The organism is Halobacillus sp. ABH2_015, from assembly GCF_056158945.1.
Genome location: NZ_JBSWUG010000002.1, coordinates 1,946,535 through 1,959,496, shown reverse-complemented (window position 1 = coordinate 1,959,496; position 12,962 = coordinate 1,946,535). Strand labels below are relative to the sequence as shown.

Annotated in this window: 14 protein-coding genes and 1 riboswitch; of the genes, 13 read left to right on the top strand and 1 reads right to left on the bottom strand. The window is 48.1% G+C overall.

What is annotated here, in order from left to right; translation table 11 throughout:
• Positions 1 to 2 precede the first annotated feature (2 nt).
• Positions 3 to 644 carry a FusB/FusC family EF-G-binding protein gene (locus tag ACXAD6_RS10435; protein WP_474968819.1) on the bottom strand — a complete coding sequence of 214 codons (642 nt, stop codon included), beginning with the start codon at positions 642 to 644 and terminating at the stop codon, positions 3 to 5.
• A 179-nt stretch (positions 645 to 823) separates the two neighbouring features.
• On the opposite strand from ACXAD6_RS10435, the gene ACXAD6_RS10430 reads away from it, so the two are divergent.
• The 13 genes from ACXAD6_RS10430 to ACXAD6_RS10370 all read left to right on the top strand — a co-directional run bounded on the left by ACXAD6_RS10430 (position 824) and on the right by ACXAD6_RS10370 (position 12,950).
• Entirely contained in the window at positions 824 to 1,498 is a 675-nt protein-coding gene (locus ACXAD6_RS10430) for a DUF421 domain-containing protein (RefSeq protein WP_474968818.1), read from the top strand.
• Between the two features lie 198 nt (positions 1,499 to 1,696).
• A complete protein-coding gene (locus tag ACXAD6_RS10425; protein WP_474968817.1) occupies positions 1,697 to 2,608 on the top strand; it encodes a DUF6612 family protein in 912 nt (303 codons plus the stop codon).
• Positions 2,609 to 2,674: 66 nt separating this feature from the next.
• Positions 2,675 to 3,322 carry a class D sortase gene (locus ACXAD6_RS10420; protein WP_474968816.1) on the top strand — a complete coding sequence of 216 codons (648 nt, stop codon included), beginning with the start codon at positions 2,675 to 2,677 and terminating at the stop codon, positions 3,320 to 3,322.
• 105 nt (positions 3,323 to 3,427) lie between these two features.
• A riboswitch (cobalamin riboswitch) is annotated at positions 3,428 to 3,618 on the top strand.
• A 127-nt stretch (positions 3,619 to 3,745) separates the two neighbouring features.
• A complete protein-coding gene (locus ACXAD6_RS10415) occupies positions 3,746 to 4,741 on the top strand; it encodes an ABC transporter substrate-binding protein (protein ID WP_474968815.1) in 996 nt (331 codons plus the stop codon).
• The gene (locus ACXAD6_RS10410; RefSeq protein ID WP_474968814.1) at positions 4,704 to 5,768 is read left to right on the top strand and encodes a FecCD family ABC transporter permease; all 1,065 of its coding nucleotides are present in this window, start codon (positions 4,704 to 4,706) and stop codon (positions 5,766 to 5,768) included. The genes ACXAD6_RS10415 and ACXAD6_RS10410 overlap by 38 nt, the downstream gene beginning before the upstream one ends.
• Positions 5,765 to 7,234 (top strand): adenosylcobinamide amidohydrolase, encoded by a 1,470-nt coding sequence (locus tag ACXAD6_RS10405; protein WP_474968813.1) that lies wholly within the window; start codon positions 5,765 to 5,767, stop codon positions 7,232 to 7,234. The genes ACXAD6_RS10410 and ACXAD6_RS10405 overlap by 4 nt, the downstream gene beginning before the upstream one ends.
• The gene (gene cbiB, locus ACXAD6_RS10400; RefSeq protein WP_474970406.1) at positions 7,234 to 8,202 is read left to right on the top strand and encodes an adenosylcobinamide-phosphate synthase CbiB; all 969 of its coding nucleotides are present in this window, start codon (positions 7,234 to 7,236) and stop codon (positions 8,200 to 8,202) included. Before ACXAD6_RS10405 ends, cbiB begins: the two co-directional genes overlap by 1 nt.
• Complete coding sequence (gene cobD, locus ACXAD6_RS10395) at positions 8,168 to 9,253, top strand: threonine-phosphate decarboxylase CobD (RefSeq protein WP_474968812.1); 1,086 nt, start codon at positions 8,168 to 8,170, stop codon at positions 9,251 to 9,253. Before cbiB ends, cobD begins: the two co-directional genes overlap by 35 nt.
• On the top strand, positions 9,241 to 9,777 hold the full coding sequence (locus ACXAD6_RS10390) for a bifunctional adenosylcobinamide kinase/adenosylcobinamide-phosphate guanylyltransferase (protein ID WP_474968811.1): 537 nt from the start codon (positions 9,241 to 9,243) through the stop codon (positions 9,775 to 9,777). Before cobD ends, ACXAD6_RS10390 begins: the two co-directional genes overlap by 13 nt.
• A complete protein-coding gene (locus tag ACXAD6_RS10385) occupies positions 9,774 to 11,240 on the top strand; it encodes a cobyric acid synthase (RefSeq protein ID WP_474968810.1) in 1,467 nt (488 codons plus the stop codon). Before ACXAD6_RS10390 ends, ACXAD6_RS10385 begins: the two co-directional genes overlap by 4 nt.
• Positions 11,237 to 12,031 carry an adenosylcobinamide-GDP ribazoletransferase gene (locus ACXAD6_RS10380; protein ID WP_474968809.1) on the top strand — a complete coding sequence of 265 codons (795 nt, stop codon included), beginning with the start codon at positions 11,237 to 11,239 and terminating at the stop codon, positions 12,029 to 12,031. The genes ACXAD6_RS10385 and ACXAD6_RS10380 overlap by 4 nt, the downstream gene beginning before the upstream one ends.
• The gene (locus tag ACXAD6_RS10375; RefSeq protein ID WP_474968808.1) at positions 11,989 to 12,621 is read left to right on the top strand and encodes a histidine phosphatase family protein; all 633 of its coding nucleotides are present in this window, start codon (positions 11,989 to 11,991) and stop codon (positions 12,619 to 12,621) included. The genes ACXAD6_RS10380 and ACXAD6_RS10375 overlap by 43 nt, the downstream gene beginning before the upstream one ends.
• Positions 12,558 to 12,950, top strand: coding sequence for a bifunctional adenosylcobinamide kinase/adenosylcobinamide-phosphate guanylyltransferase (locus ACXAD6_RS10370; RefSeq protein WP_474968807.1), 393 nt, complete (start codon positions 12,558 to 12,560; stop codon positions 12,948 to 12,950). The genes ACXAD6_RS10375 and ACXAD6_RS10370 overlap by 64 nt, the downstream gene beginning before the upstream one ends.
• Positions 12,951 to 12,962: the final 12 nt, after the last annotated feature.

The following is a 12,962-nucleotide window of genomic DNA, read 5'->3' as shown; positions in this document are numbered from 1 at the left end:
TTTTATAGGTTCATCATACGCTTGATGAACGACTCCAGAGGTTTCCTGGACTTTATATTTTCGTTGCATTTCCTGCTGTCATAGCAGATATAATTCCCACGGGTTACGCTTTCTTCAGCATCTTTTCCTTTGCTGGTGACCGTAAACAGGCCGACACGCTCCTGTTCATGGCAGAGCGTGCATATGTTCTTCTGCCTGGATGGCAGGTAGTGTCCGTAAAGACCGGTATACCGGTCGTCGACTTTCGTGATGATATATTTACGATTGGCTGCAGGGTCATTCCACCCCATATAGGACATTTCAGCCCAGTCCATTTCATCGAATTCCGGAACCTGAAGTTTTTTTACTTTAGGAAACAGGAGGCTGATTTCTGCGTCGGTCAGCTTCGGGAAAGGAATCACATAATGCTTCAGTCTGGAAAAATAAAAAATGGCATCTGTTTCTTCCTGCACCTCTTCAATCTGACGGATCAATTCGTGCTGTCCTTCCGTTAACGCTTCAAAAACATCGAGGGCTTTTTCGGAAGAAAGAGAGGTAAGTGCCTGAGTGACCGATGAATCATTGGTCGTCCGGTGGCCGTTCAGCAGATTCTGGGTTTCATTCTTTATATAATGGTATTGATCGGAGCGGATAAATGCATCCATGTTTATACCTCCGTTTCTAGTAGGTGTGGTCTTATTATTTCAGAGCCGTTTCATTTCATCAACTTAAAGGCTTATTATTCACACAGGAACCCTCCAAATATAAAATTCGGTGGCTTTTTCATAATCCCTGATGAAATATGGAACGCTAGGGTTAAGGAAAAAAGTAAGGAGGGTGCCTGATGAATACGGTTATGTATCTTGGAAGCGGAATCGTTTTATTTTTTGTATTATATATACTGGCCCGGACACTTGGAAAGAAATTGACATCCCAGATGACGCTTTTCGATTTTATTGCAGGTATAACCCTGGGAAGTATGACAGCGACGACGTTTCTGTCCCCAAGTGTGTCCCTTCCGCGTGGCATCCTTGCCCTCGCTTTATTTTCCGGACTGGTTTTTCTTATCGACCATTTGACGTTGAAAAGTCTTTGGATCCGCCGGATTTTCAATAGTGAAGCAGCCATACTCATGAAAGATGGACAGATTCAGATGGAAGAAATGAAAAAAGTACGTTTTACAGTGGATGAACTTATTGCCGAGTTAAGAAAAAAAGGTGTCTTCAGTTTCAGCCACGTGGAAGCAGCTGTACTCGAAACCGACGGGACTGTCAGTGTATTAAGGAAAGCGGAGGCTTCTCCGGTCACTCCTGCCCATATGAACCTTTTAACTCAAACCACCTCTTCTCCCTACCTGGTGATCATAGATGGAGAAGTTGTCAAGAAACAACTCCAGCAGAGCGGTTTCAGCGAACAATGGCTTCAGGAGCAGGTGAAAACGGAGGGGTTTGTTTCTTTTAAGGAAATTTCTGCATGCCAAATCCATCAGGATGGATCTCTGTACCTTTCGGGAAAGTAACCGGCGTTCCTAACGACTATAGACTCAATCCTTCGACAACATCTGGAATAAAAATGCAGAAAATGAGGATTTTATGTTTAAAAGTGAGAGGGGTGGGTTATTAACCTGTAGGTGGAAAATAGTGGGTTGGGTCAGCTTTTGGATCATACATACATAGGAAACTCACCGTAGAAGCCAATATGAAACGGGAGTGTTTGGATGAAGAAAAAGTTTTTGAGTACGATGATGGCTGGTGCTGTTCTGTTTGCGTTACCTCTTCAAGCCGCTGCGGCTGATAGGAGTGCGGAAGACATCTTGAAAAAATCGAACGAAGCGATGATGGGTCTGGACAGCTATACGATCCATACGTCTTCTGAACAGACAGTACCGGGGATGGAAGGCGGAGAAAACTCCGAAGTGACATCTGAATCAAAGGCGGATGTCATGCTTGATCCTCTTACAATGCATATGATGACGACCATTGCCGGTCAGGAAACGGAATCATATTTGACGGAGGATGGGTATTACGTTCAGGTGCCTGAGGAAGGCTGGGTGAAAATGTCCGGAGATCTTGGAAATCTTCAAAAATCCATGATGGCAGAAGGGCAGATGTCCCAAGCGATGCCGCTTGCCTCAGACATGACCGTCAGTGAGGAAGATGACGCTTATGTACTGACCTATGAAGGTGACGGCGAAAAACTATTGAAAATGTCCACGCAAATGCTTCAATCTTCCGGCAGTCAGCAGGATTCGGAGCAGTCTGCTGAAATGCAGAAGATGATGGAGCAGTTGATGGAGAAAGTTGAAATTGAAGATTTCTCTTATCAAGTAACCATTGATAAAGAAAACCATTATATGACAGGTATGATGATGGACATGAAAATGATGTTTGAGGACAGCGGTGAATCTGTAACTATCAGTCAGACTTCTGATGTCACTCTTTCCAACTTCAATGGGGTAGGCTCTATTGAAATTCCTCAGGAAGTCCTGGATGCCCAGACACTCGAAGAGGCTGCCGGCGGTGAGCTTCCAGACACGTCTTCCAATGAACCGGTATACGCATTAGCAGGTGCACTTGCTGCCGCTGCTGCCGGAGTCGTCCTTTTGTACAGAAGAAAAGAGACAGCATAAGAAGGAGATAGAGAAGCCGCACAGCGGCTTCTCCCTTTCTTTATTAATGAAAAAGGAGGTTTTTTCGTGAATAAATTTCTTATTGGGATCATAACCATCGGGCTTTCCATCTCTCTGTTTTATGGACTTCAATGGTGGAATGCTGCCGGTGCAGTAGAGAAGGTCTCCCAAGAAGAAATCAGTACATGGGAGGAAGCTTCCACGGAAATAAATGAAATGGCGGTCTTGGATGGCCCTGATCGTAAAACGGCAGGGAAAGAGAAGGTGTACAGTGAGCAAGTATCTACATATGAAAAAGGAGAAGAGATGGGAAGGCTGATCATCCCGATGCTTAACAAAGGATACACCACTTACTGGGGCGCGGATGAGGATTCACTGAAACGGGGCGTCGGCATGTATGTGAGTGAGTGGACCACCACTCCTGATGAAAAAGGGCATACCGTGTTAAGCGGGCACCGGGAGACGGTTTTTACGAACCTGGGCGATATCAAACAAGGAGATTCCCTTTTTTATGAGTATGAACAAAAGCGTTATGAATACAAAGTAGAGAAGACCTGGGTTACTGATGCAGACGACCGCTCTGTCATTGTGGATAAGAAGGAGCCGACATTGACACTGACTACCTGTTACCCGTTTAATTTTGTTGGAGACGCGCCTGAAAGGTATATCATTCAAGCTTCTTTGGTCCACGTTAGTGAAATGGACGGATTATGACAAGAGGATGGACAGCTTTGACAGGCAGGTTGGATTAAATAAAGTCCGGCGGAAAAAAAGAAAATGGGAGCAATTTAGTCAAATTTCGTTTACAATAGAAATGAACTACATATTGGAAAAGCAGGCGCAATTGAACGACTCAATTGCTTAATAGGGAAGCTGGTGAAATTCCAGCACGGTCCCGCCACTGTAACAGAGAGAGACCCGCAGATGATCCACTGTACGCAAAAACGTATGGGAAGGAGCGGGGCTTGTTGACCTGAAGTCAGGAGACCTGCCTGCTTTAAACACCAAAAAAACCTACGCGGATAGGAGGGTGTGTCGAAAGATTAGAAGGGACCCGTCTGCGGTGTTTTCTAATGGTGCACATCTTTTCCGGGGATGTGTTTTTTTGTGTTCCAAGGAATAAGGGGAGGAATAAAGATGGAACATTTATGGAGAAAACTGCTGGCTGTGATATTTGTCATCGGTCTACTGGCGGGATGTGCTTCAGGTGGGAATGAGGATGCAGAGTCTTCCGAGGACCAGTCCGACCAAACGACAGAAGAAAATGAAACGTCCGGGGAAGAGGGTTCTTATCCATTGACCTTAACGGATGCTATGGATAATGAAGTAACCATCGAAGAAGAACCGGATAATATTATCAGTACAATTCCAAGCAATGGGGAAATCCTGTTTGCACTTGGCTTGAACGAGGAAGTGGTCGGGGTTAGTGATTTCGCCAATTACCCGGAAGAAGCTGCCGAAAAAGAGAAAATCGGAGGACAGGATTTGAATGTAGAGAAAATCCTTTCACTTGAGCCGGATGTAGTCCTTGCTCATGCTTCCGGAGCGCATACTTCCCAAGAAGCCCTTCAGCAGATTCGTGATGCAGGGATTTCCGTTTATGTCGTTAAGGATGCTTCTTCGTTCGATACGGTCTATGAAACGATTGCCACGATTGGAGATATTACCGGAACAAGCGAAAAAGCTTCAGAGATCGTCTCTGGTATGCAGGAAGACTTGAAAGCGGTTGAAGAAAAGGCGGCTGCGATTGCTGAGGAAGACAAAAAAGATGTATTTGTGGAAGTGTCACCGGAACCTGAAATCTACACAGGTGGACAAGGCACATTTTTGAATGAAATGCTGGCTGCTATTCAGGCGGAAAACGTTGTCGGGGATCAGGAAGGCTGGTTCAAAATGAACAATGAAGCAATTGTTGAACTGCAGCCGGACGTCATCATTACGACGTATGGCTATTACACAGAAGATCCTCAAGGCAGTGTTTTAAGCCGGGATGGCTGGGACACCGTACCTGCTGTAGAGGAAGAACAAGTCTATGATGTTCATTCCGATCTTGTCACACGTCCGGGTCCACGTTTAGTTGAAGGGGTTCAGGAACTTGCAGAAGCCGTTTATCCAGACGTTTTTAGCGAATAAGACGACACATTATATTGGCAGTGTCTTGTTTTTAGTGTTCAGCATTTTTCTCGGGGCTTCCCTTGGCAGTGTCCCGATTTCCTTCGAAGCTATTGCCCGCATCATCGGCGGGCAGCTGCTTCCATTTTTGCCTGTGTCTGAAGGGACAGATCCTACTCTGCAGGCAATTATTCTGCAGATCCGGCTGCCGAGGGTCGTTCTTGCAGGATTGGTAGGCGGCGCACTGGCTGTATCAGGGGCCGCTTTTCAAGGTCTGCTTAAAAACCCGCTCGCGGATCCCTATACACTCGGCGTGTCTTCAGGGGCGTCGGTGGGAGCGGTTGCGGTTTTGTTCCTGGGCATAAGTCTTCCTTTTGCCGGTTCTTTTACGCTTCCAGTCGTAAGTATTACGGCAGCGATCTGCACGATTTTTATCGTCGTAGGTTTTGCCAGGCTTGTAGACCGATCGATGTCCATGACGACGATCATCTTAACTGGGATTATCTTCAGCTCATTCCTCGGATCATTCATATCCCTTATGATTTCTTTGACAGGAGAGGAGCTGCGGCAGATCATCAACTGGCTGCTTGGTAGTGTCGGTAACCGTGGCTGGGATTATGTCCATTTGATGCTTCCTTTCTTTGTTGGTGGAGTCCTATTGCTCATATTTACAGGACAGGAACTGAATGCGATGACCTTTGGTGAGGAGCGGGCCAGGCAGCTCGGGGTTCATGTGGAGCGTCAAAAATACGTGGTCCTGTCTGCGGCCTCTATCTTGACTGGTGCGGCTGTTGCCGTATCCGGGACCATCGGATTTGTCGGACTGGTTATCCCTCACATATGCAGGAAGTTGTTTGGTAGTGATCACCGGCATCTAATACCACTGTGTGTCTTGAATGGAAGTGCATTTCTAATTCTCGCTGATTTACTGGCCAGAACAATCGTCACCCCATCCGAGCTTCCTATAGGTGTGGTCACCGCTCTGATCGGGGCACCGATGTTTGCTGCCATACTAATCCGAAGAAGAAAAGGAGGTAGAAGTTCATGATTGACGTGCAACATCTCTATGCCGGTTACGACCATGACATTCTTCATGATCTGTCCTTTTCTATACTTAAGGGTGAAATGTTTGGTATCCTCGGTCCGAACGGCAGTGGAAAGACGACGTTACTTAAAGCGATAAACGGGACGCTGCCGGGAGTCAGGGGGGACGTTGCCATTCAGGGCCGTCCGATCAGCCGTATGACAGCGAAAGAAACAGCGAAGGAAATGGCAGTCCTTCCCCAGCATCATGATGTGTCCTTTTCCACAACAGTGGAGCAGACTGTGTTGATAGGCCGCTACCCTTATCAAAAAGGACTTTTCAAACAGTGGACAAGAGAGGATTATCAGATTGCAGAAGAAGTGATGGAACAAACCGGGGTGACACAGTTCAGGCACCAGTCGCTGTTATCCCTTAGTGGAGGGGAGCGTCAGCGTGTTTTCCTGGCCCAGGCGCTGGCTCAAAAACCTCGCATTCTTCTATTGGATGAACCGACGAACCACCTGGATTTCAGTTATCAGAAGCAGATGCTTGACGCATTAAAACAGTGGTCCTTGAAAAACGGACTGACGGTCGTCGCGATCTTTCATGACTTGAATTTGGCAAGCCTGTACTGCGACCGTCTCCTGTTGTTGGATCAAGGAAGGGTGAAGGCGCTGCAAGAACCGGAAGTGGTGCTGAATGAACAGCACCTGTCAGCCGTCTACCGATCGGATATCCATGTCCATGCTCACCCCTCCTTTTCGAAGCCGTTTACAAATGTCGTCCCCTCTTTTAACGAAGATAAACCGAAATCCATCCTGTCACCAGATCAGTTGGACGTTTCAAAGGAGCGGGTCTATTACAAAAGTCGTCAACCTTTGAAGTGTTATTCGTCGGCTGTTCTTCATCCCGGCTTCGGCTGGTTTGAAGAATTTATCAATGTCCAGGTAGACCATTCTTTCCGGTGTGATGATCCAGCGGGCTATTTGAGGACAGAAGCGGAGCGATGGGGCTGTCAGATCCACAGGACCGTGGGCATGATGACAGCGGCGGACGTCGAGGATCTTTCGACCGAGTTTGTTGAAAATGAAGATTTTACGCTGCTCGTCGTCGTCACAGCAGGAACAGGGAACGCTGTGGATGTCGTCCACGGCAGCAGTCATCTACAAGAAACTGTGCCGGGGACGATCAATACCTGGGTGTTCATAGACGGACATTTATCTGAACAGGCCTATGCTCAAAGCCTGATGACCGCAACAGAGGCTAAGGTGAGGGCTCTGATGGATATGGCTATTAACGATCCTGTAACGGGTACGGCGGCAACAGGCACCTCTACAGATAGTGTTTTAATCGCAGGCACACAGCAGGGAGCGATGCTGGAATATGGAGGAACGATTTCTTCATTAGGCAGAGCGGTCGGTCCAGCTGTATACAAAGCGACGAAGGAAGCGGCTGCCCGATACCTCAATCGAAAAGAAGATGGGTTTTGATTTCCCATCTGCTTGCCCTCACATTAGGATGCCTCCTGGATTTCTTTTTTGGAGATCCCACAAAGATGCCTCATCCTGTTACAGGGATGGGAAAGGTTATTGCGGTTTTGGAGAAGTCCTGGAACAAGGGCCGGTATCAGGTTTGGAGAGGAGCGCTTCTTTGGATTGTCGTTACAGGTTCCGCTTTTCTGACTGCATGGGGGATGGCAGCCGCTGCCGCTTTATGGAGTCATTCCGCGTCCGTCATTGTAGAAGGGCTTCTTATATGGACGACGATTGCAGGAAAAGGGCTGAAAGAAGCCGCTCTTAACGTCTATCTTCCTTTGAGGGAAGGGGATTGGGAGACTGCACGTCGGGAGCTTGGGTGGATTGTCGGCCGGGATACGGGCCATCTTGAAGAGAGGGAGCTTGTCCGTGGTACGGTCGAAACGGTGGCGGAAAATGTAAGTGACGGTGTTACGGCACCCCTTTTTTACGCTTTGATCGGTGGGGCACCACTCGCTGTGTTGTATCGGGCGGTGAATACGTGTGATTCAATGGTCGGCTACAAAACAGAGCGATACAAAGCCTTCGGGTATGTATCAGCGAAAATGGATGATTTATTTAACTACATCCCAAGCCGGCTGACGGCTTGCGTGACGCTCATCGTTTCCAATGGAACAGCCCGTGAAAAGCGGTGGAGGTTCCATCACCTGTCTTCTCAGGCCTCGCATCATCCAAGTCCGAACAGTGGCTGGGGGGAAGCCGCCGCCGCTTTATCGCTTGGCGTACGTTTAGGTGGAGAAAATACGTATTTCGGGGAAAAGTCATTCCGCCCGTATATTGGTTTTCCTCATCATGAATTGACAGACATACATATCAAGCAGGTCAATGTACTGTTAACACGGACGGTGGCAGCATGGATTGTCCTGCTCTGGTTAGGGGGGATTGGGTTTGAACTGGCCGTCTCATGGTGCAAATCCTTATAAACTTTATCAAATGCAGGGGAAAATACCGAAAGAAACGATTACGGATTTCAGCGTGAATACAAATCCATACGGGTCTCCGGCCGGGTTGAAGGCTCATATGGCACACCATCTGGATTTGATCCATGAATACCCCGATCCTGAGCAAAAGCGGCTTACAGAACGAATTGCTTTGATGCAGGATCTGCCGAAAGAAAAGGTACTCGTCGGCAACGGAGCTTCTGAACTTATTCATATGATTGCCCGATTTTGGCAGGGCAGGCGGGTGGGGATTATTCAACCAACCTTTTCCGAATACGAAAAAGCGTGTGAAGCGTATGGTTGTGACATCGTCAACTTTTATGTATCGGAAGAGAGGAACTTTCATCTCTTTATTCCAGATATTCTTCCACACCTCCCGAGCCTGGATCTATTCATACTTTGTCATCCCAACAATCCGACAGGTAGAACCTATCAGCCTGATGTATTGTATGGGTTGTTAAAACTCTGTGAATTCAACGACGTTCAGGTCGTGATTGATGAGGCTTTTTATGATTTTGTTTCAGGAGAGCCTTTCTTCTCACCCGACTTGTTTGAATTTCCGAATGTTCTTCTTCTTCGCTCCCTCACAAAAATGTACAGCATACCCGGACTCCGCCTCGGTTATGTAATGGGAGAGGCAAAGGTGGTTGAAGCACTGAAGCGCCTGCAGCCGGAGTGGAGTGTCAACGCACTTGCTGAGGAAGCGGGCATGTATTGTTTGAATCAGCAAGGATTCGCCCGGCAGACAGCTGCTGATCTTTCCAGGGAGAAAGCTTTCCTCTTTTTACAATTGAAGAGGCTGGGCTACACTCCTTTATCCACGGAAACGAACTTCTTTCTCATGAGAGACCCTTTCCACAGCCAGGCCGATGACATGATCTGTTTTCTCCTGCAGGAAGGCGTGACTGTCCGGCATTCGAATAACTTCAAGGGGTTGAACGGAGCCTTTGTCCGTGTGGCCGTGAAACAGCGGGCGGATAATGACCTGCTTCTCAAAACTCTGGAAAAATGGAGAAGTGTATGCTTACAGTAGTGATAGGCGGTGTCAGGAGTGGCAAAAGCAGCATGGCGGAGAGGAAAGCTGAGGGTACAGGAGAAGAAACCCTTCATTATATTGCTGCAGGGGTTAACACAGATGAAGAAATGCAGCACCGGATTGATCATCATCAAAAGGCCAGGGAAAATTCGTTATCTACATGGGTTCTTCATGAGTATCCAGTCCAACCATCGGAAGCTTCTTTTCCCGATGGCAGCGTTGTCATCCTGGACTGTTTAACGACCTGGGCGACGAATGAATGGGTGAAGATGGACGGGGATACCTGTGTGGATGACCTTGTGGCCGCGATCCTGGGTGAAATCATTCATTTAAATGAACGGGCAGGTCATCTGATCGTTGTTTCCAATGATCTATTTTCGGATGCTTCCGATCATCCGCCTGTGATTGAAGAATATTTACAACTGCTGGGAACCCTCCATGTAAAACTGGTTGATATGGCCGAGCTTGTCTATCATATGCAGTTCGGCCACGCCCGGCTTAAAAAGGGGCAACAGCTATGAAGGGACTAATGATACAAGGAACAGCTTCCAATGTAGGAAAGAGTTTCATTGTAACCGCAATCTGCCGGTGGCTCTCCAATCAGGGATATCGAGTGGCGCCGTTTAAGTCGCAGAACATGTCGAATAATTCCTATGTAACCAATTGGGGAACAGAGATCGGCAGGGCCCAGGGAGTCCAGGCAGAGGCGTGCAGGACACCGGCCCTTCCGGAAATGAATCCAATCCTTTTAAAACCGAGAAACGATCAGGATGCGGAAGTCATCTGTCTTGGAAAGTCTATGAAGACATTCTCAGGGAGTAATTACCGGGCTGCCTTTTATGAAGAAGGGCTTCAAGCTATCAAGCAGAGCCTTGACAAACTGAATAACTCTTTTGACTATATCGTTATTGAAGGAGCCGGAAGTCCTGTTGAAGTGAATTTAAATGACCGGGAGCTTGTGAATATGGCTGTCGCCGACCTTGCTGACGTTCCGGTCCTGCTGACAGCGGATATCGACAGGGGCGGGGTTTTTGCATCCATCGTCGGTACGCTGGAACTGCTTCCCCCGCATCACAGGGATAGGGTCAAAGGGATCCTCATCAATAAATTCCGTGGGGATCCTGACTTGTTCGAAGGTGGGCGGAAGTGGCTCGAAACCTATACGGGGCTCCCTATCCTCGGGGTTCTTCCGCATGTCGAACATCATATTGAAGCGGAGGATTCCTTATCATTACGTCCCCCTAAGGCGTCCACAGGTACCAAGTCTCTGGATCTTGCCGTCATCGTTTTTCCCTACGTTTCCAATTTTACAGATGTCGATCCGTTCTATAGGGAAAAGGATGTCAGTATCCGCTATGTGTACAGTAAGGAAGAATTCGGATGTCCAGATGCTGTCCTTCTTCCGGGGACAAGAAGTACGATCGAAGACCTGAAAGCGGTGCAAAACAAAGGTCTGGCCGAAGCTTTGACCTCTTATATACACCGGGGAGGGACAGCGGCAGGGATATGCGGAGGCTATCAAATGCTTACCCGCCAGCTGACAGACCAACACGGTTCCCATGAAGGACTGTCCATCCTGCCAATGAGGTCGGTGTTTAATACCGACAAGCAGACGAGGCAGGTCCGGGGAGAAGTGCACGCTTCCAGTGGTTTCGGACCCCAGTCTATTGAAGGGTATGAAATTCACCTCGGAGAAGTCACCGCTGAAGACGAAGTTCCAGCTTTGTTCACATTTAACAGCCGTGATGAAGGTGCAGTCTGGAATGATGGCAGAGTAATAGGCACCCATCTGCATCATGTGTTCCATAATGATGGCTTTCGAACAGACTGGTTGAACAGGCTCCGTAAAGAAAAGAATCTTCCGGTCCTTCCTGAAGCAGATCAGGAAGAAGACCCTTATGACAAAGCAGCGGATGAATTAGCTGCAGAAGTGGATACCGATGCGCTCCTGCGCTTATTAAATGGGGAGGAGCTTGTACCATGAAGGCATGGATTCAAGGATTTCTTCTGGCCTTTCAATTCTTCTCCATTTTACCTGTCCGTCGTGAGCTGCCGATGGAGGGAAGGCAGTTGAGGGGAGCCATGGTGAGTCTGCCCTGGGTCGGGCTTGCCGCCGGAGGATGCGCATTGGGGGTTTCCTTTCTGCTGGATGTGTATACGCCTATGTCTAATGAAGGGATCGCGCTCGCAGCTTTGATTATCAGCGGTGTGTTCACTGGAGGCATTCATCTGGATGGGTGGATGGATACAGGAGATGCTTTCTTCTCCTACCAATCCATCGATAAACGGTTGGAGATCATGAGTGATCCACGCACGGGGGCTTTCGGCGTCCTCTCCGTTCTCCTTCTCCTTTCCGTCCGCTTCCTGTTTTTAATGGAAACCCTGCATGTATCCTTTGCTGCATTTGCTTTCGGCCTCCTTGTCCTTCCATGGATCAGCAGAAGTATCCTTCTTTATCATTTTGCCTGGACACCTCCTGCCAAGCAGGAGGGGCTGTGTGTGCTTTTTCAGTCAGCTTATGAAAAAAAACTATGGATCATCAGTCTTTTGCAGAACCTTATCTGGGTGGCCATATTCATTGCTGGATATCATCTGTTCTGGATTCCGGCCGTCCTCTCGTTTTCAGCAGCTTTTTTGATGTATTGGCTTTTCCGGAATCGATCTATCCGTTCGTTCGGGGGAATGACGGGCGATGTATTAGGTGCAACGGTGGAAGGAGGGGAAACACTGTTATGGATCGTATGGTGGATCTCTATTTTATCCGTCATGGATTAACCGAAGGAAACAAGCAGAGACAATATATCGGCTGGAGTGATGTTCCGCTTCTTGAAGAAGGGAAAACAAGCGTTCAAATGTTCAAGGATCAGCTCCCTGATATGGGATTGGTTTTCAGCAGTGATCTGCTTCGCTGCGTGGAAACGACGGAGCTGTTGTTCCCCGGCTGTCGATACGGAAGAAGTTCTTCTCTCAGGGAAATCCATTTCGGTGACTGGGAAACCTGCACGTATGAGGATTTAAGGGATAATGACCTCTATAGGGCGTGGGTGTCCCGGCCGGACCGGTTTACACCACCGAGAGGGGAATCATATCCGCATTTCCAACAGAGAGTAAATCGGTTTTTGCTGTATCTGCTAAGAGTGGTCGAGAAACAGCAGGTCCAATCCGCTGTGGTCGTTACCCACGGAGGTCCATTAAGGGAAATGGTCAGCTGGGTGACAGGAACACCTCTTTGGACCTATCCAGTCCACCCTGGAGAAGGTCTCAAAATTAAGCTTCAGCAAAAAGGGGAAGGGGGGATATCATGGAATTTGTTACAGGTGGATCCTATAACGGAAAAGGAAAATGGGCCCGGGATATGTGGCTGAACCATCATGAGGAGCACACGTGGATGGACTTGAAATCCCAGGAGGTGCACATCCCGGACACAGATCAGCTCGTTCTTGAAAACATTGAATTTATGGCCAGGGAGACGGAAGAAGGTTGGTCCTGGCTGGAACCTTTGTTGTCATGGGAGAACGAGGCCCCTCAGCGCCGTCTGCTTCTGATAGGTACGGATATTACCAGAGGGATTGTTCCATTGGAAAAGTCGGACAGAGAGTGGCGCGACCGGACAGGTTTCTTATATCAAAGGATCATGGAAGAGGCAGCCCATGCTTATGTGGTGTGGTTCGGCATTGCAGAACAATTGAAATAAACAGGAGGTTAT

Excerpts from the sequence above, each read along its gene's own strand:
- ACXAD6_RS10435 (WP_474968819.1), bottom strand. The coding sequence starts at position 644 with ATGGATGCATTTATCCGCTCCGATCAATACCATTATATAAAGAATGAA.
- ACXAD6_RS10430 (WP_474968818.1), top strand. The coding sequence starts at position 824 with ATGAATACGGTTATGTATCTTGGAAGCGGAATCGTTTTATTTTTTGTA.
- ACXAD6_RS10425 (WP_474968817.1), top strand. The coding sequence starts at position 1,697 with ATGAAGAAAAAGTTTTTGAGTACGATGATGGCTGGTGCTGTTCTGTTT.
- ACXAD6_RS10415 (WP_474968815.1), top strand. The coding sequence starts at position 3,746 with ATGGAACATTTATGGAGAAAACTGCTGGCTGTGATATTTGTCATCGGT.
- ACXAD6_RS10405 (WP_474968813.1), top strand. The coding sequence starts at position 5,765 with ATGATTGACGTGCAACATCTCTATGCCGGTTACGACCATGACATTCTT.
- ACXAD6_RS10390 (WP_474968811.1), top strand. The coding sequence starts at position 9,241 with ATGCTTACAGTAGTGATAGGCGGTGTCAGGAGTGGCAAAAGCAGCATG.
- ACXAD6_RS10385 (WP_474968810.1), top strand. The coding sequence starts at position 9,774 with ATGAAGGGACTAATGATACAAGGAACAGCTTCCAATGTAGGAAAGAGT.
- ACXAD6_RS10380 (WP_474968809.1), top strand. The coding sequence starts at position 11,237 with ATGAAGGCATGGATTCAAGGATTTCTTCTGGCCTTTCAATTCTTCTCC.
- ACXAD6_RS10375 (WP_474968808.1), top strand. The coding sequence starts at position 11,989 with ATGGATCGTATGGTGGATCTCTATTTTATCCGTCATGGATTAACCGAA.
- ACXAD6_RS10370 (WP_474968807.1), top strand. The coding sequence starts at position 12,558 with ATGGAATTTGTTACAGGTGGATCCTATAACGGAAAAGGAAAATGGGCC.